This is a genomic window from Nonomuraea jiangxiensis, assembly GCF_900099965.1.
Classification (GTDB): Bacteria; Actinomycetota; Actinomycetes; order Streptosporangiales; family Streptosporangiaceae; genus Nonomuraea; species Nonomuraea jiangxiensis.
In genome coordinates this window covers 215255-240247 of sequence record NZ_FNDJ01000011.1, presented here as the reverse complement: position 1 = coordinate 240247, position 24993 = coordinate 215255, and the positions used below count along the sequence as shown (strand labels likewise).

18 protein-coding genes are annotated in these 24993 nt (G+C 71.2%); 10 read left to right on the top strand and 8 right to left on the bottom strand.

What is annotated here, in order from left to right; genetic code table 11:
- Positions 1-151 precede the first annotated feature (151 nt).
- The 4 genes from BLS95_RS24775 (at position 152) to BLS95_RS24760 (ending at position 4534) form a co-directional block, all read left to right on the top strand.
- Positions 152-901 (top strand): IclR family transcriptional regulator, encoded by a 750-nt coding sequence (locus tag BLS95_RS24775; RefSeq protein WP_090935624.1) that lies wholly within the window; start codon positions 152-154, stop codon positions 899-901.
- Between the two features lie 71 nt (positions 902-972).
- Complete coding sequence (gene glpK / locus BLS95_RS24770; RefSeq protein WP_090935621.1) at positions 973-2448, top strand: glycerol kinase GlpK; 1476 nt, start codon at positions 973-975, stop codon at positions 2446-2448.
- 13 nt (positions 2449-2461) lie between these two features.
- Positions 2462-4021: a glycerol-3-phosphate dehydrogenase/oxidase gene (locus BLS95_RS24765; protein WP_218135967.1), complete on the top strand. Its 1560-nt coding sequence runs from the start codon at positions 2462-2464 to the stop codon at positions 4019-4021.
- A gap of 24 nt (positions 4022-4045) precedes the next feature.
- On the top strand, positions 4046-4534 hold the full coding sequence (locus BLS95_RS24760; RefSeq protein WP_245765248.1) for a hypothetical protein: 489 nt from the start codon (positions 4046-4048) through the stop codon (positions 4532-4534).
- A gap of 220 nt (positions 4535-4754) precedes the next feature.
- Here BLS95_RS24760 and BLS95_RS24755 read toward each other — a convergent pair whose 3' ends face one another.
- From BLS95_RS24755 to BLS95_RS24740, 4 genes are read right to left on the bottom strand one after another with little or no spacing between them, the layout of a single operon-like run.
- Complete coding sequence (locus BLS95_RS24755; RefSeq protein ID WP_090935615.1) at positions 4755-6164, bottom strand: NAD-dependent malic enzyme; 1410 nt, start codon at positions 6162-6164, stop codon at positions 4755-4757.
- A 55-nt stretch (positions 6165-6219) separates the two neighbouring features.
- Complete coding sequence (locus tag BLS95_RS24750; protein ID WP_090935612.1) at positions 6220-6849, bottom strand: cytidylate kinase-like family protein; 630 nt, start codon at positions 6847-6849, stop codon at positions 6220-6222.
- A 9-nt stretch (positions 6850-6858) separates the two neighbouring features.
- Positions 6859-7797, bottom strand: a complete 939-nt coding sequence (locus BLS95_RS24745) for a tetratricopeptide repeat protein (protein ID WP_090935609.1) — start codon at positions 7795-7797, stop codon at positions 6859-6861.
- Positions 7781-8326: a MarR family winged helix-turn-helix transcriptional regulator gene (locus BLS95_RS24740; protein WP_090936049.1), complete on the bottom strand. Its 546-nt coding sequence runs from the start codon at positions 8324-8326 to the stop codon at positions 7781-7783. Before BLS95_RS24740 ends, BLS95_RS24745 begins: the two co-directional genes overlap by 17 nt.
- A 236-nt stretch (positions 8327-8562) precedes the next feature.
- Between BLS95_RS24740 and BLS95_RS24735 the strand changes: the two genes are divergently transcribed.
- The 3 genes from BLS95_RS24735 to BLS95_RS55850 all read left to right on the top strand — a co-directional run bounded on the left by BLS95_RS24735 (position 8563) and on the right by BLS95_RS55850 (position 11313).
- A complete protein-coding gene (locus BLS95_RS24735) occupies positions 8563-10299 on the top strand; it encodes a hypothetical protein (protein WP_176993371.1) in 1737 nt (578 codons plus the stop codon).
- 25 nt (positions 10300-10324) lie between these two features.
- The gene (locus tag BLS95_RS24730; RefSeq protein WP_090935606.1) at positions 10325-10996 is read left to right on the top strand and encodes a DUF4230 domain-containing protein; all 672 of its coding nucleotides are present in this window, start codon (positions 10325-10327) and stop codon (positions 10994-10996) included.
- 164 nt (positions 10997-11160) lie between these two features.
- A complete protein-coding gene (locus BLS95_RS55850) occupies positions 11161-11313 on the top strand; it encodes a hypothetical protein (RefSeq protein ID WP_176993370.1) in 153 nt (50 codons plus the stop codon).
- Positions 11314-11908: 595 nt separating this feature from the next.
- On the opposite strand, the gene BLS95_RS24725 is transcribed toward BLS95_RS55850, so the two are convergent.
- Positions 11909-13096, bottom strand: a complete 1188-nt coding sequence (locus BLS95_RS24725; RefSeq protein WP_090935603.1) for an acetyl-CoA C-acetyltransferase — start codon at positions 13094-13096, stop codon at positions 11909-11911.
- Between the two features lie 85 nt (positions 13097-13181).
- On the opposite strand from BLS95_RS24725, the gene mce reads away from it, so the two are divergent.
- The 3 genes from mce (at position 13182) to BLS95_RS24710 (ending at position 16427) form a co-directional block, all read left to right on the top strand.
- Positions 13182-13604 carry a methylmalonyl-CoA epimerase gene (gene mce, locus BLS95_RS24720; protein ID WP_090936047.1) on the top strand — a complete coding sequence of 141 codons (423 nt, stop codon included), beginning with the start codon at positions 13182-13184 and terminating at the stop codon, positions 13602-13604.
- Between the two features lie 192 nt (positions 13605-13796).
- Entirely contained in the window at positions 13797-15092 is a 1296-nt protein-coding gene (locus BLS95_RS24715) for a DivIVA domain-containing protein (protein ID WP_090935600.1), read from the top strand.
- A gap of 102 nt (positions 15093-15194) precedes the next feature.
- On the top strand, positions 15195-16427 hold the full coding sequence (locus BLS95_RS24710; RefSeq protein WP_245765247.1) for an AI-2E family transporter: 1233 nt from the start codon (positions 15195-15197) through the stop codon (positions 16425-16427).
- 83 nt (positions 16428-16510) lie between these two features.
- Here the strand turns inward: BLS95_RS24710 and BLS95_RS24705 are convergent, their stop codons facing one another.
- The 3 genes from BLS95_RS24705 to BLS95_RS24695 form a co-directional block, all read right to left on the bottom strand.
- Positions 16511-17254 (bottom strand): alpha/beta fold hydrolase, encoded by a 744-nt coding sequence (locus BLS95_RS24705; RefSeq protein ID WP_281250034.1) that lies wholly within the window; start codon positions 17252-17254, stop codon positions 16511-16513.
- A 410-nt stretch (positions 17255-17664) separates the two neighbouring features.
- Positions 17665-18423 carry an SDR family NAD(P)-dependent oxidoreductase gene (locus BLS95_RS24700; protein ID WP_090935594.1) on the bottom strand — a complete coding sequence of 253 codons (759 nt, stop codon included), beginning with the start codon at positions 18421-18423 and terminating at the stop codon, positions 17665-17667.
- Positions 18424-18654: 231 nt separating this feature from the next.
- Positions 18655-24954 carry an RHS repeat-associated core domain-containing protein gene (locus tag BLS95_RS24695; protein ID WP_090935591.1) on the bottom strand — a complete coding sequence of 2100 codons (6300 nt, stop codon included), beginning with the start codon at positions 24952-24954 and terminating at the stop codon, positions 18655-18657.
- Positions 24955-24993 lie beyond the last annotated feature (39 nt).

The following is a 24993-nucleotide window of genomic DNA, read 5'->3' as shown; positions in this document are numbered from 1 at the left end:
CATTCTAATGGAACTTTCATTCCATTAAGGCGCGGGCATTTCCACCCCCGGGCCCTACCCTCTGGACGTGATCGACGAGTGATCGGTTCCACAGCCAATTCTCAGCTGGATCGTTCGGCAATATCGAACGCTGCTGCGTTATGGTGCGGGTGTGGGAGAGACGATTCAATCGGTCGAGCGGGCGGCCGCCATCCTGCGGCTGCTGGCCTCAGGCCCCGGCCGGCTCGGGGTCGCCGAGCTGGCCAGGGCGCTGGGCCTGCCGAAGGGGACGCTGCACGGCATCCTGCGTACGCTGGTCCACGTCGGGTTCGTCGAGCAGGACGGCGCCACCGGCAAGTACAGGCTCGGCGCGACCCTGCTCCACCTGGGCAGCAGCTACCTCGACGTCAACGAGCTGCGCACCCGCTCGATCAACTGGGCCGACGCCCTGGCCGGGCGCAGCAGGGAGAGCGCCTGGATCGGCACCCTGCACGAGGGCCAGGTCCTGGTGATCCACCACGTGTTCCGGCCCGACGACAGCATGCAAACCCTCCAGGTCGGCACCTACCTGCCGCCGCACGCCAGCGCACTGGGCAAGGTGCTGCTCGCCCACGACCCGTACGGCGAGCTCCCCGCCCTCCCGCTGCGGCCGCACACCAAGCGCACGATCGTCGAACCCGCCGCCCTGGAGGCCGAGCTCGACCTGGTCAGGACGCGCGGCTGGGCCGCCGAGACGGAGGAGCTGACGGAGGGCGAGGTGGCCATCGCCGCGCCCATCAAGGACTCGCGCGGCATCGTGGTGGGCGCCATCGGCATCCGCGGCGCCCTCGAACGCCTCGCGCCCGACGGTCCCCTGCACATGGAGTACGTCTCCTACGTACGAGACGCCGCCCGCGCCATCACCCGCGACCTGGCCCGCTGACTTGTCCGCCGCCCTCTCCCACGAATAGCATTCGTTCGGCATTGTCGAACCTGAGCGAAGCGAGGAACCTCGTGCCTCGACCCCACTACGTCGCAGCCATCGACCAGGGCACCACGTCCAGCAGGTGCATCGTCTTCGACCAGGCCGGCCACATCATCTCCGTCGCCCAGCGCGAGCACCGCCAGATCTTCCCCAGGCCCGGCTGGGTGGAGCACGACGCCAGTGAGATCTGGCAGGCCGTGCAGGGCGTGCTGGCGGAGGCCGTCAGCGGCGCGGGCCTGGCCGACGACCAGATCGCCGCCCTCGGCATCACCAACCAGCGCGAGACCACCGTGCTGTGGGACCGGCAGACCGGCGTGCCCGTCTGCCCGGCCATCGTCTGGCAGGACACCCGCACCGACCCGCTGACCCGCGCCCTCGCCGAGCACGAGGGGTTGTTCAGGGAGAAGGCCGGGCTGCCGCTGGCGACCTACTTCTCCGGGCCGAAGATCCGCTGGCTGCTCGACGAGCACCCCGGGCTGCGGGAGCGGGCCGAGCGCGGCGAGGTGCTGTTCGGCACGATGGACAGCTGGCTGCTGTGGAACCTCACCGGCCGCCACCTCACCGACGTGACCAACGCCAGCCGCACGATGCTGATGAACATCCACACCCTGGCCTGGGACGACGAGCTGCTCGCCGCGCTGGGCGTGCCCCGCGCGATGCTGCCCGAGATCCGCCCGTCCGCCGAGGTCTACGGCCGCACCGCCGGCGGCGTCCCGGTCGCCTCGGCGCTCGGCGACCAGCAGGCGGCGCTGTTCGGCCAGACGTGCTTCGATCCCGGTGAGACCAAGAGCACCTACGGCTCCGGCAGCTTCCTGCTGATGAACACCGGCCACGAGCCGGTCTTCTCCAAGCACGGCCTGCTCACCACGGTCGGCTACCAGATCGGCGACGGCCCGGCCACCTACGCCCTGGAGGGCGCCATCGCGGTGACCGGCTCGCTGGTGCAGTGGCTGCGCGACAACCTGGGGCTGATCTCCAGCGCGGCCGAGATCGAGACGCTGGCCAGGACGGTCGACGACAACGGCGGCTGTTACTTCGTACCGGCGTTCTCGGGGTTGTTCGCGCCGCACTGGCGCTCGGACGCGCGCGGGGTGATCGCGGGGCTGACCGGGTTCGTCAACAAGGGGCACATCGCGCGGGCCGTGCTGGAGGCCACCGCGTGGCAGACGCGCGAGGTCGTGGACGCCATGAACGCCGACTCCGGCCTCGACCTGACCACGCTGCGCGCCGACGGCGGCATGACGGCCGACAACCTGCTCATGCAGACGCTGGCCGACGTGCTCGACGTGCCGGTGATCCGCCCCATGGTGGCCGAGACGACCGCCCTGGGCGCCGCCTACGCGGCGGGCCTGGCCACCGGCTACTGGCCGGACATCGACGGCCTGCGCGCCAACTGGCACAAGGCCGCCGAGTGGCGGCCCGCGATCGACGAGTCCGTACGCGAGCAGGAATACCACAACTGGAAGAAAGCCGTGGCCCGCACGCTCGGCTGGGTCGAGCAGTAGGCGTCTGGAGGGGATGACGGCGATGACGACCGCGATCGGGACCGACCGGGCAGAGGTCCGGCATGAACTGTCCCGCAATGCGTATGACCTGCTGGTGATCGGCGGCGGCATCCTGGGCACGTCGGTGACCTGGATGGCGGCCCAGGCGGGGCTGCGGGTGGCCATGGTGGACGCGGGCGACTTCGCCGGGGCCACCTCCAGCGCCTCCTCCAAGCTCGTCCACGGCGGCCTGCGTTATCTGCAGACCGGCAACGTCAAGCTGGTCGCGGAGAACCACCGAGAGCGCCGCGCGCTGGCCGCCGACATCGCGCCGCACCTGGTCAAGCCGCTGACGTTCCTGGTGCCGATCTACCGGGGCGGGCCGCACGGGGCGGCCAAGCTGGGTGCCGGGGTGTTCCTGTATTCGGCGCTGTCGGTGTTCGGCGACGGGATGGGCCGGGTGATCACGCCGCACCAGGCCGTGGCCCGGGTGCCCGCCCTGCGTACCGAGGGCCTGCGGGGCGCCGCCGTCTACGGCGACCACCAGATGAACGACAGCCGGGTCGCGGTCATGACCGTGCGGGCCGCCGTGGACGCGGGCGCGATCGTGCTCAACCACGCCGAGGTCGTCGGGCTGCGCAAGACGAGCGGCAGCGTGACCGGCGCCGACCTGCGCGACCGGCTCGACGGCACGGAGTTCGGCGTCTCGGCCCGGCTCGTGCTGAACGCCACCGGCCCCTGGGTGGACCACCTGCGGCGGATGGAGGACCCGGACGCGGCGCCGAGCATCCGGCTGTCCAAGGGCGCGCACCTGGTCATGCGCCGCCACGAGCCGTGGAAGGCGGCCCTCACCACGCCGATCGACAAATACCGGGTGACGTTCGCCATCCCGTGGGAGGACCACCTGCTGCTGGGCACCACCGACGAGGCGTACGAAGGCGACCCGGGCGGGGTGAGCGCCACCGAGGCCGACATCACGCAGATCCTCGACGAGGCGGGCCACTCCGTCCGCGACACCCAGCTCAGGCGCGAGGACATCACCTACGCCTTCGCCGGGCTGCGGGTGCTGCCCGGCGGTCCCGGCGAGGTGGCGGCGGCCAAGCGGGAGACCGTGCTGACCAGGGGCTCGGGCGGCATGCTGTCCGTCGCGGGCGGGAAGTGGACGACTTATCGGCACATCGGCAGGCACGTGTTCGACATGCTGGCCCACCTGCCGGGACGGCCCCTGGGCGACGACCTGGCCGACATCCTGCCCGTCGTGCCGCTGCCCGGCCTGGCCAGCCCGGACGCGGTGGCCATGCGGCTGTGGACCGACCGCGACCCGGGCACGCGCATGGACCCGCTGGTGGCCCGCCATCTGGCCACCCACTACGGCACGATCGCCTTCGAGCTGGCCCGGCTCATCCGCGAGGACCCGGCGCTCGGGGAACGCATCCACCCGGACGGCCCCGACATCTGGGCCCAGGCCGTCTACGCCCGCGACCACGAGTGGGCGGCCACGGTGGACGACGTCGTACGCCGCCGCACCACGCTCACGGTTCGCGGCCTGGACACCCCCGAGATTCGCGGCCGCATCGCCGGCCTGCTCACCTGACGCCCCTCGGGGAAGGGGGTGGGCATGAGCACTCCGATGAACGAAGCCCTCCTGCGCCACTTCCGCGACCTGCGTGACGGCAACCACGGCCCGGCCGTCACGCGGGAGGACAAGGAACGGCTGTTCTACACGGCCGTCGAGCTGCTGGACCCGGTGGCGCGTACGGCCCTCGACGAGGCCAACACCGACCTGCTGCTCGGCACCGGGGAGGTGGTGGCCAGCGGGATCACCCGGTCCCACGAGGGCGGGCTCAACGCCCTGTGGTCACTGACGTGGCCGGAGCAGCGCGCGGCCGGGATCCAGCCGATCGCGATCGTGGCGCACTATGGCCGCGACTTCCACCATCCGCACCTGCGGGGCAACACGTCCGGAGACTGGCCGCTGAACGTCTTCGACGCGGCGGACGCCCGGTCCCAGCTCGACACGCTCCGCGTGATCGCCGCCGCCGACGCCCACAACCTGGTCTTCCAGGAAAGCTATCGCATCATGCCCGCCATCACCCGGACGTCCTGACCCCGCCAGGGGCAGAACCGCGCGACGCGGCCAAGGCCCGGCGCCCCACCACCCGGACGACTGGCCGGGCGGCCAAGGCCCAGCTGGGCACCACCCGGACGGCCCACTACGCGCCGTTACGGTGGCCCGCCACGTGCGGGTCAGCGGCCGTCCCCCTGGATGCCCCGCGCCCCGAGCGGCGGGTGCGTGCCGTTGGCCCCGCCGTAACAGTGAAAGGGTTTTACGCCTCGGTGAAGCCCCGAGCACGCCCGCCGGCGGACTCCCGGACGGCGGCGGCGACGGCGCCCGCCACGTCGGGGTGGAACACGCTCGGCACGATGTAGTTGGGCCCGAGCTCCTCCGGCGTCACCACGGCGGCCAGCGCTCCCGCCGCCGCCAGCAGCATCTCCTGCGTCACCCCGCCGGCCTGGGCGTCCAGCAGCCCGCGGAACACCCCCGGGAAGGCCAGCACGTTGTTGATCTGGTTGGGGTAGTCGGAGCGCCCCGTGGCCACCACGGCCGCGTGCCGGCGCGCCTCGTCCACCGACACCTCGGGCTCCGGATTGGCCAGCGCGAACACCACCGCGTCCGTGGCCATCGCCGCGATGTCGTCACCCGTCAGGATGCCCGGGGCCGAGACGCCGACGAACACGTCGGCGCCCTTGATCGCCCCCCGCAGGTCTCCGGCGTATCCGTCGGCGTTGGTGTGGTCGGCGATCCACTGCAGCGAGTCGTCCAGGTCGTCGCGCCCCTTGTGCACGGCCCCCAGGTAGTCGCACACGACCACGTTGCGCGCCCCCGCCGCCAGCAGCAGCCGCAGCACCGCGTTACCGGCGGCGCCCGCCCCGGCCATGGTGATCTTGACGGCGTCGATGCTCTTGTTCACGACCCGCAGCGCGTTGGTCAGCGCCGCCAGCACGCAGATCGCGGTGCCGTGCTGGTCGTCGTGGAAGACGGGGATGTCGAGCAGCTCGCGCAGCCGCCGCTCGATCTCGAAGCAGCGCGGCGCGCCGATGTCCTCCAGGTTGATCCCGCCGAAGCCCGGCGCGATCACCTGCACCGTGCGCACGATCTCGTCCACGTCCTGCGTGTCGAGGCAGATCGGCCAGGCGTCGATGCCCGCGAACCGTTTGAACAGCGCCGCCTTGCCCTCCATCACCGGCAGCGCCGCCTCGGGCCCGATGTTGCCGAGGCCGAGCACGGCCGAGCCGTCGGTGACGACCGCCACCGTGTTGCGCTTGATGGTCAGGCGCCGCGCGTCCTCCTTGTTGCGCGCGATCGCCATCGACACGCGCGCCACGCCCGGGGTGTAGGCCATCGACAGCTCGTCGCGGTTGCGCAGCGGCACCTTCGACTTCATCTCGATCTTGCCGCCGAGGTGCATGAGGAAGGTGCGGTCGGACACCTTGTGAATCACGACGCCGTCGATGGCCTCGAGCTGGTCGACGATGGCCTGGGCGTGGTCGGTGTCCCTGGCGGCGCAGGTCACGTCGATGCGGAGCTTCTCATGGCCCGCGTTGGTGACGTCTAGGGCGGTCACGACACCGCCCGCCGACTCTACGGCGTGGGTGAGCTGGCTGACGGCCTGGCCGCCTGCGGGCACCTCGAGCCGGACGGTGATGGAGTATGACACACTCGGGACGGTCGCCACGCCAATCGCTCCTTCGGGACTGACCAAGAATGCCTCCATGTTAGGGGCCTTTGGGTCAATCCAGTGCCTCAGCGGCGGTGACGATGAGGTCCACGCAGGTCGGGACCGGGATCGTGGTGCTGTCGAGCACCAGGTGATACTGGCAGGGGTCGGCGGGGTCGGTCCGGTAGAAGTGGCGCACGTAGGCCGTCCTGGCGCGGTCGTTGTCCTCGATGATCTTCTTGGCCTCGCGCTCGCTCAGCTCACCCAGCGTGGCCGTCTGGCGGATCCTGCGCGTGACCGGGGCGTCCAGCCGGACGTGCAGCGCGCCGGGGTGGTCGGCCAGCACCATCGCCCCCGCCCGGCCCAGGAAGACGCCGCCCTGGGAGCGGGCCGTCTCAATGAGCATGCGTTCGGTACGGCGCACGAACTCCTCGGGCGGCAGCGGCATCGCGCCGGGGACGTACATGTCCACGCCGCCGAACGTGACCGTCGGCAGCCGCATCGCCCCCGACAGCAGCCTGCCCAGACCGTGCTCCGCCCGGTCGTCGTGGGCCAGCGCCTCCTCCATCGTGCAGCCCAGCTCCTGGGCGACGGCGCTGGGGATGGCGCGGTCGACGAAGGGCACACCAAGACGCTCGGCCACGGCCGGGCCGATCTGACTGCCGGCCGTGCCATACGTCGCCGATATCGTGACGACCCGCATAACCCCAGGCTAGAACAGGGCGCTCGCCAAAGCTCTACGTGCTTTCGCCAAAGATGGGTCTTCGGCAGGCAACGCGTCGAACAAGCCGAGCAGGTGCCGCCTGGCCTTGTCACGGTCGTCGCCCGAGGTGCGCTTGACCACGGCGATGATGCGCTCGAACGCCTCGTCGACCGCGCCCTGCAGCATCGCGAGGTCGGCCGCGAGCAACTGCGCGTCGATGTCGGCCGGGTCCTGGAGGCGCCGCTGCACGTCGGCGGGGTCGGCGTCGTCGGTGCGCCTGATCAGGCTGACCCCGGCGAGCCCCATCCTGGCGTCCTCGTTGCCCGGCGCGCGGGCCAGCAGCCGCTGGTAGGCCGCCTGCGCCGCCTCCAGGTCGCCGCTCTCGATGGCCTGCTCGGCCGCCACCAGGTCGGGGTCGGCGGGCGGCCCGGCGGGCTCCTGCTGCTGTCCGTCCGCCGGGGCCGGCCGGGCGTCGGGGTTGGCCTGGTAGAACTGCTCGACCGCGCCCATCAGCTCGTCGAGCCAGCGGCGCACCTCCTGCTCGGGCAGCACCTGCTGGAAACCGGTCACGGCCTGGCCCTGGAAGATGGCCAGCACGGTCGGCACGGCCTGCACCCGCAGGGCCTGCGCGATCTGCGGGCTGGCGTCCACGTTGACCTTGGCCAGCACGGCCCTGCCGCCCAGGTCGCCGACCACCTTCTCCAGCACCGGGCTGAGCTGGGCGCTGCCCGGCGCCCTGGGCGACCAGAGGTCGAGAACGACGGGCACGGTCATCGAACGGTCGATGACATCGGCCGTGAACGTCTCCTCGGTCACGTCGACGACCGAGGCGGACGTGGCCGCCTGGGGGCCCGAAGCCTCCCGCCGGGCCTGCGCCTCGATTGCCTGCTTGCGCGCGCCCAGGTCCACCGCTCCGTAGAGTGACCCGGGCCTAGAGAAGTCCGCCATGCCCTTCATCTTGCCGCATGGACGGAGAGGTGAAGTCACCCGCCGCCACCCTCAGCGTACGCAACAGGTCGAACATGTCCTGGAGTTCGTCCTCGGCGTACATCGTCAGGCCGAATTCGGCGGCCATCAGGTCGTCCGTGGCCCGCCGTACGACGTCTCTGCCCGCCTCGGTGATCTCGGCGAGCACGCCACGGCCGTCGCGCGGATTGGGCTGCCTGCTGACGAATCCGGACCTCTCCAGCCTGTCCACCGTGTTCGTGACGCTGGTGGGGTGAACCATGAGACGTTCGCCGATCTTGGACAGCGGCAGCGCGCCCGTCTTGCTGAAGGTCAGCAGCACCAGCGCCTCGTAGCGGGCGAACGTCAGGTCGTAAGGCTTCAGGAGCGAGTCGAGCTGCGACAGCAGAACCTGGTGGGCTCTCATGATCGAGGTCACGGCCGCCATGGCGGCGGAGGGCCCGAAGTGGGCACGCCAGGACTCCGCGGCGCGGTCGATCGGATCGAACGGCAGGTTGAGAGGCTTCGGCAGCGTCACAGCGCTACCGTAGCGCGCCCCTCGTCCCCTTTCGTCTGAGTACTCCGCGCGACAGGCCTCTCCGCTTGACCAAGAGTCCGGACATCAATCATCACGCTCAGTTATGGTTCTCATACGAATGGTGACGGCGAAGCCAAGTCCGAGAGCCCGTGGGGACCGGCAGCGGACTGAGCAATGACGCCTCACCGAGGGGCACGGGGGGTGCTTGATGTACGTCAACGGGAAAACGGGTGCGTGAGCACGCGGGCGTTTCACGAGAGGAGCTGAAGCAGAGCGCGGCGGTCACCGTTGCCGTGCTCCTGGCTCTCGGCCTGGTCGCGGCGTGGAACGTCCTGATACCCGGCGTGGACGCCTGGGAGAACATCGTGGCCGCGGTCATCGGCTCGCTGCGGATGACCGGGCCGGTCGCGGCCGCGTTCGCCGCCTGGGTGGCGCTGCGCAAGCGCCGGGCCCTGCGCGGCCGCTCGCTCACCACGTGGCGGGCGCTCAAGGCGCCGCTGGCGATCGTGGTGGTGGTGCTGGGCTCGTTCGGGGCGACGGTGCTGGTGCTGGCCGTCAAGACGGTGCTCACCGACCAGGCCGGCCGGCTCAGCCTGTCCGGGCTGGGCATGGGCATGGCGGGGCTGGCGCTCTACTCGGTGATCGGGTGGGTGGCCGGCTGGGTGGTGCCGCGCGCGTTCACCCCGCCTGTCGCGGGGCTGGCCTGCTACGTGGTGTTCTCGTGGCTGGCCGACGACCGCGGGTGGGCCGACAAGCTGGCGCCGGGCACCGGGGAGCCGTACGACCTGTTCCAGGGGTTGAGCGGGGCGCCGTTCTTCGACCAGACGATCTGGCTGCTGGGCATCACGGCGGCGCTGCTGCTCGGCTGGGCGGCGCTGGTGACCAGGCAGGCCCTGGTGCTGGCGTGCGCGCTGCTCGGTGTGCTGGCCGCCGCGATGGGCGTGTCGCGGGTGCTGGCGCAGCCGAAGCCGGCCGCGGCCGAGGACATCGCCTACAGCTGCCAGGAGTGGCCGATCACGGTGTGCGTGCATCCGGGGATGCGGGCGGGGCTGACCGAGCTGGGGGCCGCGTTCACGCAGATCGCCTCCCGGCTGGCGGGCACGCCGGCCGCCTTCACCCGGGTGGAGCAGCGACCGCTCGACGACGAGCTGAAGCCGTCGAGCGGGCTGGCGCCGGTGCACGTCCCTGACCTGTCCGCCGGGTTCGCGGAGGAGGCGGCGTACGAGTACATCGACTCGCTCGCCGCCCGGTGCCCCGGCACGGTCGCGGACGGCTACCGGCAGATCGTGATGGCCTGGCTGCGCAGCGAGCCGCTGCCCGGCGGGCCGATGCCGGAGCACCAGTACGCGGCCTCGTGGTTCTCGGGGCTTAGCGAGCACCAGCGGCGAGAGTGGATGCGCATGTTCTACAGCGACTTCCAGCGTTGCGGCCTGTCGAGCACGCACTTCGGCGGGGGTCCCGCGCGGGTGCAGGTGGCCCCGTCCGTACGACCGACACCGGAGTCCAGCCACGTCTACCCGGTGTACCCGGATCCCGGTCACACGCCCACGCACAATTCGGTGCCCGTCACCCCCGGGTCCGGCTCAGCGCCCGGATCCGGTGCGCCCGGCTCCGGTGCGGTGCCGGGGTCCGGCACGGGATGGACCTCAGGCCCGCCGTCCGGCGACTGGACCCCGGTCACACCGACGGCGAACTGGACCCGGGCCATGTCCGCCAGGAGGTTCCCGGCGACGGCCCCGGCCGGGTCCGCGCCGCCCGCCACGTCCCCGGCGAGGTCAGCGGTGATGTCCCCGGCGATGGGCCCTGCGATGGGTCCGGCGATGTCGGCCGCCGTGTCAGCGGCCCTGGCGGCGGTGTCCTGGGCGGGCGGCTCGGGTCCGGCGCGCATGGTGGTGGCCGACGGACCGCCGGTGGCGGAGGAGGACGGCCTGGATTCGGAGATGTCACCAAACCGTTGGGACTGGTGATCGTCGAGCGGGTAGGCATGCTCGCATGACGACTTCCCGTACGACGGCGCCCGAGATGGTTCCCGGGCGGCGCCGCAGGTGGCGATATGTGGCGGGGTTCCTGGTCCTGGCCGTCCTGCTCGTGGTGGGCGGCCGCCTGGCCTGGTCCTGGCTCAACCCGGTCGGCGAGCGGACCATCGACCGCAGCCAGCCGGTGCTGTTGCAGTCGATCAAGGATCTGAGCAGGTTCGAGGCCGCGACGGGGAACTTCCAGGTGGTCGTGGACCTGGAGAAGGACGCCAACTTCCTGCCCGACGCGATCAAGGGCACGCGCACGCTGTTCGTCGGGGCCGGCGGGGTGGACGCGTACGTCGACTTCTCCGCCATGGCGACGACCGCCGTGACGGTCTCCGAGGACCGCACCCAGGCGACGGTGCGCCTCCCCCGGGCCCAGCTGGAGAAGCCCAACCTGGACAACAGGCGCTCCTACGTGTTCGCGCAGCAGCGCGGCCTGTTCGACCGGGTGCAGGACTTCCTGTCGGGTTCGCCGGGCGACCAGCGCGAGCTCTATCTGCTGGCCGAGCAGAAGATCACCGAGGCGGCCGTCGCGAGCGACCTGCGCGCCAGGGCCGACGCCAACACCAAGGCGATGCTGTCGGGAATGCTGAAGTCGCTCGGCTTCACGAAGGTCACCGTCAAGTACACCGACGAGCCCTGAGCCGCTGCTGACGGCTACCTTAGGCGCCTCGTGCGCCCCCTAAGGACGTACCTAGGAATGGATGGGGCCGGAGATAAGGCATACGCCCGATGCGGCGGGGAGGGCCTTAGGCGGAGTCTTAAGAGTGCGGAGAAGAAAGACCTACCAACAGGGGGAGCACTCGGATGAACGCCGAACTTGACTACACGGTGATGCAGCACCGTGCCTCGGAGCTCAGGCGGGCCGCCGCCGAGCAGCGTCAGGTGCGCGAGGCGGTGCGGGCCGGACGCTCGGATCGGCGCCACCGTTCGATCCTGCCGAAGTTCCTGACCTCGTGACCGCCCACAAGCAGCCCGGCCGCAACCTCCCTCGCGGCCGGGCTGAACTGCCCCCTTAGAGGGGCACGCGCGGGACCGGATTCCTGGCCGGCTCCGAAGCGCGACATCCGAAGCCCCGGTCCATTCCTGGTCGGACCGGGGCTTCGTGCTGTACCGGCTTGAGGGACGCTCGGTCCTCTCCCGCGGCCGGTCCGCCGCCATCACCGCCGGCCGACTCGACCCGGACCCTGCGCGCGGCGTTGTGGGGCAGCGCCTGGGTGGGTGCGGTGGCCCGGGTCGAGAGACATCGGCTGGCCCTCCGTTCGTAGTGACGCCTGTCACGGCGTCTACGAGAACGCCCCGGAAGCGTCCTCCACGACCACGACGTGGACAGGTGACGCTGAAGTCGTGGTCTGCTTCCGGTGTGAGGTAGCGATACGAATGCGATGGGAACGGCCTTCTGCGGCGGAAGATCTCCTTTCGGCCTGCGGGTAGCCCATTATGCACACGGAGAGTAACGAGATCGCAACTCTCTGCTCATGGGCATGGACATACCGCTCGGCCGGAGGCGGTCACCGGCCCCCGCCCGGGGCACGGTGACCGGCGGCCCTCCCGGCTAGGACTTGGGGACCCGGATGAGCAGGGCGTCGCCCTGACCGCCACCGCCGCACAGCCCGGCCGCGCCCAGGCCACCGCCGCGCCGCTTCAGCTCGTACGCCAGCGTCAGCACGATCCGCGCCCCCGAGGCCCCGATCGGGTGGCCCAGGGCGATGCCGCCGCCGTTGACGTTGACCTTGTCCAGCGGGATGCCCAGTTCCTTGGCCGACTGCAGGACCACGCTGGCGAACGCCTCGTTGATCTCCACCAGGTCCAGGTCCTGCGCGGTCACGCCCTGCTTGGCCATGGCCTGCTTGATGGCGTTGGCCGGCTGCGACTGCAGCGAGGCGTCCGGGCCCGCCACGTTGCCGTGCCGGCCGATCTCCGCCAGCCACTCCAGGCCCAGCTCCTCGGCCTTGGCCTTCGACATGACCACCACGGCGCAGGCGCCGTCGGAGATCTGGGAGGCCGAGCCCGCCGTGATCGTGCCGTCCGCCGCGAAGGCCGGGCGCAGCCTGGCCAGCGTCTCCTGCGTGGTGTCCCCGCGTACGCCCTCGTCCTCCCTGACCACCAGCGGCTCGCCCTTGCGCTGCGGGATCTCCACCGGGACGATCTCGTCCTCGAAGACGCCGTTCTTGGTGGCGGCGGCGGCCAGCTGGTGGGAGCGGGCCGACAGGGCGTCCTGCTCCTCGCGCCCGATGCCCAGCCTGGTGTTGTGGCGTTCCGTCGACTCGCCCATCGCGCACTGGTCGAAGGCGCAGAACAGGCCGTCGTGGGCCATCGAGTCCACCACCTGCGCCCCGCCGTACTTCACGCCCTTGCGCATCCCGGGCAGCAGGTGGGGGGCGTTGGTCATGGACTCCATGCCCCCGGCCACCACGATGTCGAACTCGCCGGCCCGGATGAGCTGGTCGGCCAGGGCGATGGCGTCCAGGCCCGACAGGCACACCTTGTTGATCGTGATCGAGGGGACGGTCATCGGGATGCCGGCCTTGACGGCCGCCTGGCGGGAGGGGATCTGGCCCGCCCCGGCCTGCAGGACCTGGCCCATGATGACGTACTCGACGGCCTCCGGCGCCACCCCGGCCCGGTCGAGCGCGGCCTTGATGGCGATGCCGCCGAGATCCACGGCCTGGAGCCCGGACAGGCCGCCCAGCAGCTTGCCGATCGGGGTGCGAGCTCCGGCGACGATGACGGAACTGGACATGACAACGGCCTCCTGTGCTCGCGTCGGATTCTTTGACACCATACCCACGAGTAGGGTGACCCTCGCTATGGAGGTAGGCCACACAATGTTCATGCGTATCGACCATGTCGCCATCGCCTGTCACGACCTGGAGGAGAAGATCGCCTTCTTCTCCGAGACGTTCGAGCTGACCGTCGTGGCCCGCGAGGTCAACGAGGAGCAGGGCGTCAAGGAGGCCATGCTGCACATCGCCGACGGCGAAGGTGGGGGCTCCTACATTCAGCTTCTAGAGCCTCTCTCGGAGGACTCACCTGTGGGAAAATTCCTCGCTAGGCGGGGCGAGGGCCTCCATCACGTCGCATTCGGGGTGCCCGACGTCTCGGAAGCCATGGCTAAGATCAAAGAGAAGGGTGTGAGGCTGCTGGACGAGCGTCCCAGGCATGGGTCAATGGGCTCGGAAATCGCTTTCCTGCATCCCAAGGATGTCGGCGGAATGCTGACCGAGTTGGTCCAGGCAGCCCGGCCTTAGGAAACGGAGAAAACGTTCATACGTAACTAGTCACGCAGAAAGCTGGACGGGGCTTCGCCGGTGGCACCAGCGGAGTACGCTTGGCCTTCCACCGGACATGGGGCCTGCCGCGAGGCCAGGCTCCTGGTACGGATGCCCCGAACCCCCCGTCCGGCCCGTGTAGCCGTCTCGACAACCCAGGATCGAGCCTCCATGCAGTCCGACATCGACGCCCAGCTCAACAACTTCTTCGAGGACGCCCCAGCACGCGAGTTCGACGTAGTGCTCCGTGGTTACGACCGGCATCAGGTCCACGATCACCTGAAGCAGATAGACGGAGAGCTACGCCAGGCCCGTGAGCAGGTCGCCGGCCTGCAGCGCGATCTGTCCGACTCCCAGCGCCAACTCCAGGAGCAGGAGCGGCCGACCTACTCCGGGCTCGGCGCCCGCATCGAGCAGTTGCTCAGGCTGGCCGAGGAGCAGGCCACCGAGCTCGTGCAGGCCGCGAGGTCCGAGGCCAACGAGATCAAGGCGCAGGCCAAGGTCGAGGCCGCCGACATGCGGGCCGCCGCCGAGGCCGAGGCCGCCGAGAAGCGGGCCCAGGCCACGCGCGAGACCGACGACATGCGCACCACCGCGGAGCGGGAGGCCGAGGAGATCCGGTCGACCGCCCGCCGCGAGGCCGACGAGCTGACCAACACCACCGAGCGCGAGGCCGCCAAGCTGCGGGCCACGGCCGACCACGAGGTGGCGGAGAAGCGGGCCGACGCCGAGCGGGAGATCGCCAAGCTTCGCACCACCACCGAGCGCGAGGTCGCGCAGCTGCGCGCCTCCACCAAGCGTGAGCGCGACGAGGTGCTGACGACCGCCAAGCGGCAGGCCGACGAGATGCGCGCGCAGGCGCAGCGGGTGCTGGAGGAGTCGGAGGCCAAGCGGGCGCAGGACGAGGCGGAGTTCGAGATCCAGCTCGCCTCCCGGCGCGAGGACGCCGAGCGCCAGGAGGCCGAGCGCCACGCCAGCGCCCAGGCCGCCACGCAGAAGCTGGTCGCCGAGGCCGAGCAGCGGGCCGCCACGGCCGAGTCGAGGGCCACGAAGGCGACCCAGCAGGCCGACCAGACCCGCCGCGAGGCCGACCTGCACGCCAAGCAGCTCGTCGCCAACGCCCGCAAGAGCTCCGAGTCGATCGTGGCCGAGGCCAAGTCGAGCGCCGACACGATCGTCACCGAGGCGAAGAACGAAGCCGAGCGCACCCGTACGGCGATGCAGCGCCAGGTCGACGAGCTCACCCGCCAGCGCGACAGCATCACCAGCCACCTGGCGCAGCTCCGCCAGCTGCTCGGTGGCGCCGCCCTGCCGGGCATGGAGCCCGAGCCCGCGGTCACGGCGGCCCCGCCGAAGCCGGCTCTCGCCGCGCCCGCGCCCGCGCCGGTGGTCGAGGCTCCGGCCCCGACGCCCGCGGCCAAGGTCGAGTCCAAGTCCGAGGACGACGCCGAGTGGTGGCAGGAGTAGCCGGCCGCCCGTAGACGGGGGCTGGATGACGGCTGGAGAGAGCCTGGCGATCCGAATGGTCGCTAGGCTCTCTCTTTGTTTGCCGGTGCCCGGGAGTTCTCCTTGTCCACAGAAGCCGATCCCGCCAAGTCCGACCCCGCCGACGTGCCGGCCGATGTGCCCGACGATGTGCCCGTCACCAGCCCGGTGACCGCGCAGGAGACGGCCCATGACGGCGGCGGCGGCCGGGAGCGGGCCTCGCGTGGCCATGCCACCCATGCCGCCCATGCCGCCCACGACCCGGGCGGGCAGCCGTACGGGCTGCCAGGGAAGCCGCTCGCCCGCGGCCCCTTCCTGTTCGGCCTGGTCGGCGGGCTGGGCGTGCTGACGGCCATCGCCCTCGCGCAGATGGTCGTCTACTCGCTGAGCACCATCATCCTGATCGTGGTGGCGATGTTCCTGGCCGTCGGGCTCAACCCGGCCGTGGAGGCGCTACAGCGCCGCGGCCTGGCCAGGCGGGGGGCGATCTCGATCGTGTTCGCCGGGGTCATCGTGGCGTTCGTGCTGTTCGGCCTGGCCGTGGTGCCGCCGGTCAGCCAGCAGCTCACCGAGTTCATCGAGGCCGTACCCGGCTACATCACCGACCTGAGCAACCATCCGACGCTGCGCCAGCTCGACGCGGAATACCAGGTGCTGCAGCAGTTGCGTACGTTCGTGACCGCCACGCTCGGGCCGGCGCTGGCCAGCGGCATCATGGGCGCGGGCCTGGTGGTGCTGAACGGCGTGTTCACCACCGTGACGCTGCTGGTGCTCATGCTGTACTTTCTCGGCTCGCTGCACACGATCAAGGAATACCTGCTCAAGCTGGTGCCCGCCTCCCGCCGGGCGCGGACGGGCGCGATCAGCGAGCAGATCCTCAGCGGCATCGGCGGCTACGTCGCCGGCAACGTGCTGATCTCCGTCGTCGCCGGCGTGGTGACCTGGATCTTCCTGTCGGTGATGGGCGTCCGGTACGCGCTGGCGCTCGCCCTGGTGGTGGCCCTGACGGACTTCATCCCGCTGGTGGGCGCCACGATCGGCGCGGTGCTCGTGACGAGCGTCGCGCTGCTGCAGTCGCTGCCCGCCGGGATCGCGTGCGCGGTCTTCTTCCTGCTGTACCAGCAGATCGAGAACTACCTCATCTACCCCAGGGTGATGAAACGCTCGGTGAACGTGGCCCCCGCCGTGACGGTGATCGCGGCGTTGTTCGGCGGCGCGCTGCTGGGCATCGTCGGAGCGCTGCTGGCGATCCCGGTCGCCGCGGCGATCGCGCTGATCGTCCGCGAGGTCGTGGTCCCCCGCCAGGAACGCGCCTAGCGGGCCGGCGCGTACGCCTCCCCTGCGGAAGCGGCCACCACACCCCGGCCCGCGACCTCACCGCCCCGTCCCGAAGGGTCCGGTCAGCGGTTCGTCTTGGAGAGCTCCGTCCGGAGGAATTCGGTCACCGCCGCGTTGAACGCCTCCGGCTGCTCGACCGCGCTCAGATGACCGGCCTTCGGGATGATCTCCAGCCTGCCCTCGGGCACGGCCTCCGCCATCGCCTCGGCGTCGGCGGGCGGCGACAGCTCGTCCTCCTCGCCGACCACGACCAGCAGCGGCACCTTCAGCTCTCTCAGCGTCTCGAACGAGTCGGGCCGCGCGGCCATCGCCCGCTGCGCCCAGGCCACGGCGCCCGGCGGTGCGGACTGCACCAGACCCTTGACCCGCCCGAACACCATGGCCCGCCGCTCCTTGGTCGTCGGCCCGATGAGCGCCGGCAGCACCTCGCTGACCAGCACCTCGCTGCCGTCGGCCAGCACGGCCTGAGCGATGCGCTCCCTGTTGTCCCGCGCCGCGGGCGGGTCGGGGCTCGCCTTGGTGTCGGCCAGGATCACGCCGAGCACCCGGTCGGGGTGCCGGCGGCAGAACGCCATGGTGACGTAGCCGCCCATGGACAGCCCGCCGACCACCGCCCTCTCGATGCCCTCCCCGTCCAGCAGCCTGGCGACGTCGTCGGCCATCAGGTCGAGTGATGGCTCGTCTTCGCCCAGCCGCGAACCGCCGAAGCCGCGCAGGTCAGGTGTGATGACCCGGCAGACCTTGGCCAGCCCCTCCCGCTGGGCCAGCCACATGGCCGATGACAGCGGGAACGCGTGAAGCAACACAACCGGGAGCCCGGTCCCGGACGATCTCGTGTAGAGCTGCACGGACCACACGGTAGCCCGGTTCCCGGCGACAATCACTCTCCGACGTATGCCGATATCCCCCAATGAATCCAACCAGCCTCCTTGAACCTTCCCAAAAAGGAACAATCAGCCAAAATTCGCCATAAACCCGGCCTGGCCCATCGATCGAGATCACCCCGATCGGCGCCGGACGGGCGCCGGGCGAGCGCCGGGCGGGCGGAGGGCGGGCGTCGGGCGCGGGCGTCGGTCGGGCGTCGGGCGCGGGCGTCGGGCGGGCGGAGGCCGCGCCGGGGGAAACCCCGCCCGTGAGGCCGCGCCGGGACGGCACCCGCCCCCGTCGGGGACGGAACCCGGCCGCGCCGGGATCCTCCCCCACCCCGGCGCGCCCTTCAGATGGCGGTGGCGCCGCCGTCCACGAACAGCACCTGGCCGGTCATGTACGCCGCCGCCGGGCTCGCCAGGAACACGGCCGGCTGGGCCATCTCCGCCACCGTCCCCCAGCGCCGCATCGGCACGGTGGCGACCGTGGCGGCGGCCGTGGTCTCGTCCTCCCAGAGGTTGCGGTTGAGGTCGGTGGCCGTCCATCCGGGGCACAGGGCGTTGACCCGCACGCCCGCCTGCGCCCACTCCACGGCCAGCGTCCTGGTCAGCGCGACCAGCCCGGCCTTGGCCGCGGCGTAGGGGGCCAGCAGGGGCGCGCCGAGCGCCGCGACCGAGGCCACGTTGATGACCACGCCGTCGCCCCGCTCCAGCAGGTGGGGGGCGACCGCGTGGCAGACGGCCATGGCGGAGTCGAGGTTGAGCCGCATGAGCTTGTCCCACCCGGCCAGCCGCAGGTCCTTGAACTCGACGAGGAAGTTCGAGCCACCCGCGTTGTTGACCACGATGTCGAGGTGGCCCAGCCCGTCGATCGCCGCCGCCACGGCTCCGGCGGCGGCCTCCCGGTCGGTGAGGTCGGCGGGGATGACGACGGCGCGCCGCCCCCGGGCCTCGACCTCCTTGCCCACCTCGGCGAGCAGCCCGGCCGACCTGGACACGAGCGCCACGTCGGCCCCGGCCTCGGCGTACGCGAGCGCGATGGCCTTGCCGATCCCCTTCGACGCCCCGGTGACCAGCGCCTGCTTACCGCTGAGATCGAACGCGCCCACCGCTGCCTCCTCACATCGGAACCGAACAATATTCTATGATCAGTGGCCCGAGGAACGTCAACGGCGCGGGGCCCATGAGAGCCCCGCGCCGAAGCCACCGACGGTGGCGGGGTACGAACCACCGTGCGGTGACGAACACCAGCCCGGGCAGGCAGCGGACACCGGCCCGGGCGAGTGGCGGCCACCCGCCCGGGCAGGCAGCGGATACCGGCCCGGGCTGGTGGCCTCCTGCTAGAAGCCGAAGAAGCCGCCCAGCAGGTCGATGGCGTCGTCGAGACCGCTCTTGTCGTACCAGCGGACCACCCGGGCGCCAGTCTCCGCGACCGTGCCGGTCCTCGTGTTCGACGGCGAGATCTCATCCGGCCGGAAGAGCTGCTTCTCGCCCTGGCCGGAGCCGCCGCCGCGCGGCAGGTTCGACGGCGGCCGGCCCTCCGGGTACATCCGGCCGTTGCCGTAGACGGTGTAGGACTGCGTCTGCTGGGTCGTCCCGTCGAGCCGGTAGGTCTGGCTCGGCCGCGGCTGCGCCGGCTGCCTGCTCGCCCTGGGCGGCGCCGGCCGCTGGGCCGCCCGATGGCTGGTCGGCCGCTGCGCGGGACGGCTGCGAGCGTGCCGGATCCCGGCCGGGAGCCTGCCCGCCCGCCGGTTCCGTTCCCTGGCCCTGAGAGTGGCCCGCCGCTTCGCCGCCGCCTCGGCCGCCTTCCTCCTGGCCTCCCTCCTGGCCGCCAGCGCGGCCCGCCGCCTCGCCGCCGCTTCCTTCGCCTTCCTGGCCGCCTCGGCCGCCTTCTTCCTGGCCGCCGCGAGGGCCTTCTTCCGCGCCGCCTCCGCGGCCCGCTTCCTGGCCGCTTCCAGGGCCCTCTTCCTGGCCAGTGCCGCCGCCCTGCGCTTGGCCGCCGCGATGGCCGCGCGCCTGGCCGCCGCCCGTGCCGCCGCGAGCGCCGCCCGCCTGGCCGCGGCCGCCGCCAGCCTCCTGGCGATGGCCTGTGCCGCGATCCTGGCCGCGATGCCGACGACGATCCAGAACAGCTGCCCGTCGGGGTCGCTCATGGTGACGGGGCTGTTGTTGGCGTAGGCGTAGGCGTTGAGCTGCTGCGGGTCCTCCTCGTCGATGACCGGGTCGACCGAGATGAACCGGCCGTTCTTGGGGTCGTACTCGCGGGCCCCGAGGGTGACGAGTCCGGTCGTCGGGTCCTGCGTTCCGCCGACGAACCCGCGCTGCCCCGGCCACCATGGCGGTGGTGAGCCCCGGTCCTCGCCGAACGGGGTCTTCCTGCGGACGGCCAGCTCGCCGGTGCCGGCGTTCACCGCGGCCTGCGCGGTGCCCTGGTGGTCGTTGGCCAGGAAGTACACCTGGTTGTCCGGCGTGCGCACCGCGATGGGCTCGCCGTTGACGGTGTAGTAGCGGGTCTGCTCGACCGCGTCCTTGGCGAGGTCGAGTCGCAGCTCCATGTCGTCGATGTAGAGCGTGGCGTCGGTCGTCGTCCGGCGGATCAGCCGGCTGCCGTCCGCGTCGTACACGTACGACGTCGTCTTGCCCGCCTCCGTGACCGATGCCAGGTTGCCCTCGGCGTCCCAGACCAGGGTCTGGTCGGAGGTGCCGACCTTGCGCCTGATGGTGTTGCCCGCCTCGTCGTACTGGAAGAGGTCGGAGCCGACGGTCTGCAACGCGTGCGGCTGCTTGCCGCCCGGCGCCGGGTAGGTGGACGTGCGCACCTGCTCGGACGCGCCGCCCCAGGCGGGCTTGGTCTCCTTGATCCGGTTGCCGGTGGCGTCGTAGGCGTAGTTGACCGCGTACGGGGCCACGCCGCCGATCTTGCCGGACTGCGGCGAGCCCGAGGCGCAGTCGTCGGTGGCCGTCCACGCCGAGGTCAGGCGGCGCAGATAGTCGTGGGTGAAGCACTGCGTGTCCTGGCCACCGGCCTGGTCGGCGATCTTGGTGATGTTGCCGACGGCGTCGTAGCTGTAGCGGAGGTCCAGGTCGGTGGCGGAGGCGCCGGCCCGATCCAGCCGCATGCCGGTCAGCCTGCGGGTGCCCTCGTCGTGGGTGTAGGTGAGCCAGGTCTTCCTGGTCCCGGTGCCCAGCTCGTACTGCAGCGTCTCGCCGAGCTTGGAGTAGCGGGTCGCCGACACGTACGCCGACAGGCCGGTGACCGTGGTCGGCTGGCCGAGCTCGTCGTAGGAGTAGACGACCGACTCATCCGCCAGGCCGCCGCCCGCCGGGAAGCTCACGGACTGGACCTGGTCGTCGAGCGTGTAGCGGGTGTTGAGCACGTACGAGCCGGCCAGCTTGCCCTCACGCTCGGGGATGGTGACCGTCTCGCGCCGCGGGCGGTAGTCGGTGTCGATGTCCGTGATCGCCGTCGTGTACGCCTGCCCGCCCACGTAGCGGATGCTGGCGTTCATGTGGCCCTTGGCCAGCGCGTCGTACTTCCACTCGGCCAGCAGCGGACCGGTCGCGGAGCCCTCGCGCAGCGCCGTCTTGCGGCCCAGGTCGTCGTAGCCGTACCACAGCGTCTTGCCGCGGGAGTCGGTGGTGGTGACCACGTCGTCGGCGTCGTTGTAGGTCGTCGTGGTGACGCCCTTGTCCGGGTCCTCCGTTCTGATCTCCCGGCCGCGCACGTCGTAGAAGTGGCGCCACACGTTGCCCGCGGGGTCGGTCACCGTGGCCAGCCGGCCCGCGTGGTCATAGGTGTACTTGGTGGCCTCGTACTCGCCTGTCGGGGTCTTGCCCTTGTACTGGCGCAGCTCGATCAGCCGGTCATCGGTGTCGCCGATGCGGGTGGTCGCGGTGCCCCCGTCCGGCGGCGTGATGTGGATCCGGTCGCCCTCCTGCTTGGCGGTGACCCGGTACTTCTCCTTGCCCTTCGCCATGAGGATCTGGGCGTTGAGCTCGCCGGAGCCGTCGAAGGTCGACACGACCTGGGTGGGCACGTCGGCGTCGGCCACCGCCAGCAGGTCGGTGGAGGGGGTGCCGGTGGCGAAGTAGCCGGTGTTCGACTTGTACTGCTCTCCCTGGGAGTTGTAGAAGGTGTCGGTGATCGTCCGCCCGTCACGCAGCGCCGGATCGCTCGTCTGATCGTCGCGGGGCGCGGACTCCTGGGTCTGCCGCTCGCGCGTCAGGCCGTCGTACAGCTCGTGGCTGACGGTGTAACCGCCGTCCCCGCGCAGCGTCTTCGTGGTGACGTAGCTGGGGCCGTCGTCGCGCGTCACGTAGACGTACTCGGTGCTGGGCGACTGCCCGGCGTCCTTGCTGCGGTCGGGCTGCCACACCTTGAGCAGGCGGCCCAGCGCGTCGTACGCCATGTCCACGCGCCGGTTGTTGGCGTCGATCTGGACGACCGGCTCGCCCCAGGCCGGTTCGAGCAGCGTGCGCTCGACGTGGCCGAGTTCGTTGGTCTCCTTGACCTCCGTCGCGGGAGCGCCGGTGGCCGGGGTGTAGGTGGTGGTGTCCGTGACGCCGACCGCGTCGGTCTCGCTGGTCTCGCGGCCGTAGACGTCGTAGGTGTGGGTGCTGTCGGTGATCGTCGCGCCGTCGCCGGAGGCGAGCTGCTGGACCGCGGTCACGTCACCCTTGGTCGGGGCGGTGCCGGTGGCCTGGCCGTCGTACTGGACCTGCTCGTCGGAGATCACCTCGTCGGCGGCCAGCTTGGCCACGCCGGTGGCGCAGCTCGCCGCGACCTTCTGGACCCGGCTGGGGTAGTCGATCATCCAGGAGGTGTCGTTGCGGGCGTAGGTGTAGCGGGTGCACTGGTCGTCGTCGGCACTGGACAGGTCGCCCTGGTCCTCCACCTGGGTCAGCAGGCCCTTGGTGTCGTACGAGCGGGACTCGCCGGTCCGCCGCCACTTGCCGCCCGCCAGCGCGGTACGGGTGACCATGGACTTGGCCTGCACCACGTACGCGGTCTTGGTGACGCCGCCCTGCGTGGACTCGGCGGTCTTGAGCGACCACGGCTGCTCGGCGGTAGCGGTCAGGAGGGACCCGCCGTCGCCGTCGTACATGATCTCCTCGCGCTCGAACCCGGCGTACTGGTCGAGGTCGTCCAGCTTGCCGCCCTCGGTGTCCTCGACCTGCGCGCTGCGCTTGGAGCCGTCGGCCTGGCGGTCGCCGTGCATGCCGCGGAAGTAGCGGAACTCGGTGAGCGTGCGCCTGGTGTCCTGCCCGTCGCCCTCGCGGACCCGGACCCGGCCGAACCCGCGCCACTCCGACCAGTTGCGGTGCTCGGGCTTGACCAGGATGTTGTCGGCATAGTGCCAGGCGCCGCCGTCCAGGTACTCGTAGCTGGTGACCACGTTGGGCGAAGCGGCGACCCGGTCGACCTGGACGGTCTGCGACACCACGTACTTGTGGAACCAGTCGGTGACCTCGGACTCGTCCGGCGGGGCCCAGCGCTGCGGGAAGCAGAGCTTGGAGTTCTTGTCGGCGGCCGGCACGGCGCCGGGCTGGCACTCGGCCTGCGCGTAGTTGACCCGCAGCTCGCCGCCGCTCCCGTTGCCGATCGCCTGGACGCGCCACTTGACCAGCGGGGCGCGGCCCTCGTTGCTGTCCACCCGGTTGGCCAGCTGGACACCGACGAAGGTGGTCTTGGGCAGCGTGATCGTGCCGCCCACGTGGCCGGTCTGCTGGACGGAGGCCAGCCAGAGCGACGGGCTCGTGCCGTCACCGGGGGCCGGGAACTGGTGCGCGAGCGCCCACGAGTCCACCGGGTAGTACTGGCCGGAGGCGTTGAGCACCTGGGTGGTGATCTTGGTCAGCCGCTTCCTGGAGAAGAACGTCGGCGCCAGCCGGTCGGTGCACTTCACGCCCGCGTCGCAGATCTGGTCGAACGGGACGTCCGGCCAGTGGCTGGCAGTCTCCTTCTTGAGCTGCTCGGGGGCGCAGGTCACGGTCCCGCTGGGCAGGCAGCGCTCGGCCACGTCGAACACCACGCGGGCCGCCGGAGCCTTGGTGAACAGCTCGTTCTTCAGGTAGCCGTAGTCGATGCGGGTCAGGTAGCCGCCGCGGATGTACTGGGTGCCCAACTCGGGCTTGGAGTTGCGGCCGTAGTGGTTGGTCTCGCGCTCGTACCAGTAGGTGGTGGCGTTGCCGTGGGTGTCCACCGCGTAGTCCAGGTTCCACCGGTAACCCTGCTGGCACCAGGCGTTCGCCGGGGTGCTGGAGTAGCACGGCTCGCCGCTGTTGTTGCCGAACACCGGCACCGTCTGCACCGACTTGGTCTCCGGCTTGCCGCTCACCCAGCCGGGCAGCCGGTTGAGGCCGAAGGTGTACTGGGCGCCGTCGAGGGTGGTGACGCGCCAGTACTCGCCGTTGTTGTCGCCGTTCGTGGCGCCGGTGAGGGCCTCGATGCGGGTGCCGTCGTCGCGCTTGGGCCGCCACTGCTTGGTCGTGGCGTCCTTGACCAGCTCGATGGCCGAGTCACCCAGGGACATCGTGGCGTTGTCCTGGTCCCAGCACAGGTCGCCGGTCTTCTTGCCGTCGATCATGCAGGACTTGTAGCGGCGCTCGATGTAGCCGCCCGGGTTCAGCTCGAACCCCTCGCCCGCCCAGGAGGGCTGGTTGTTGGTCGAGACGGTACGGCCGTCCACGCTCTGCGAGGAGTATTCGAGCGACAGCTCCGGCTCCTCACCGCCCAGCGCGGGCGGCGTGCGCATCGGGTAGCTCCAGGAGAAGTCGCCGGACTGGGTGCCCACGCTCCAGCTCGCCGCGGGGGCCAGCGAGGTGGCCGCGTGGTCGCCGGACTGGCCGGCGGGGCCGGCCATCAGTGCGTACAGGCCGGAGGTCTCGACCTCGGCGGTCAGCGTGCCGTCCTGCGCGTTGTTCTCGCTCTTCAGGGGCTGTGGCCGGGCGCAGTTCGCGGCCCCGGTCAGGGCGCACTCCTCCAGCTTGACCATCCGCAGCCGGGCGCCGTAGTCGCCGCCGAAGGCGTAGCGGAAGCCGGAGTAGTCGACCTGCAGCCGGGTCTTCGTGGCCGACCTGGCCACCGCCGCCTGCGCGCCGTCCTGCCCGCCCGGGGTGACCCGCATCGCGAGGCCGAGCAGGTCGGTGTCGAGCAGCTCGACACGTACGGGAGCGGGCTCCGCCGCGGCCTTGGCCACCGCGCCCTTGGCGGTCTCGGTCTCGTCCGGCGCGGGGGCCAGCTTCACGGGGAAGCCGGCCGCCATGGTCCGGGCCGTGTCCGTGCTGCCGCCCAGCTCCGCGACCTGGGGTTTCGGCCAGGTGACGGCAGGTGGCGCCTTCCATGCCTGTTCCGTGACCGGGTTCTCCAGCGGCGGCTTGACGGGGACCTTGCCGCCCGTGACCGGGGTCTCACGCTGCACCGACGGGGCCGGGCGGGGCGCCGCGGCGGCCGGCAGCGCGTGAACGAGCGGCAGCGCGACGACGATCGTCAGGACGGCGGCCAGCCGGCGGGGCCAGCGGGATTCGGCCTTGGGATGGAGAAAACGATTCCAGTAGGGGTCGGGGAGGTCGGTTTCCGTGGGGTCCGGTAAACGATTCCAGCGGGATTCCGGCAGGTCGAACTCGCTCTGGGGGTCCATGAATCTCTCCCAGTCGGGGGGGCTTGCTGGGCGGTCGAG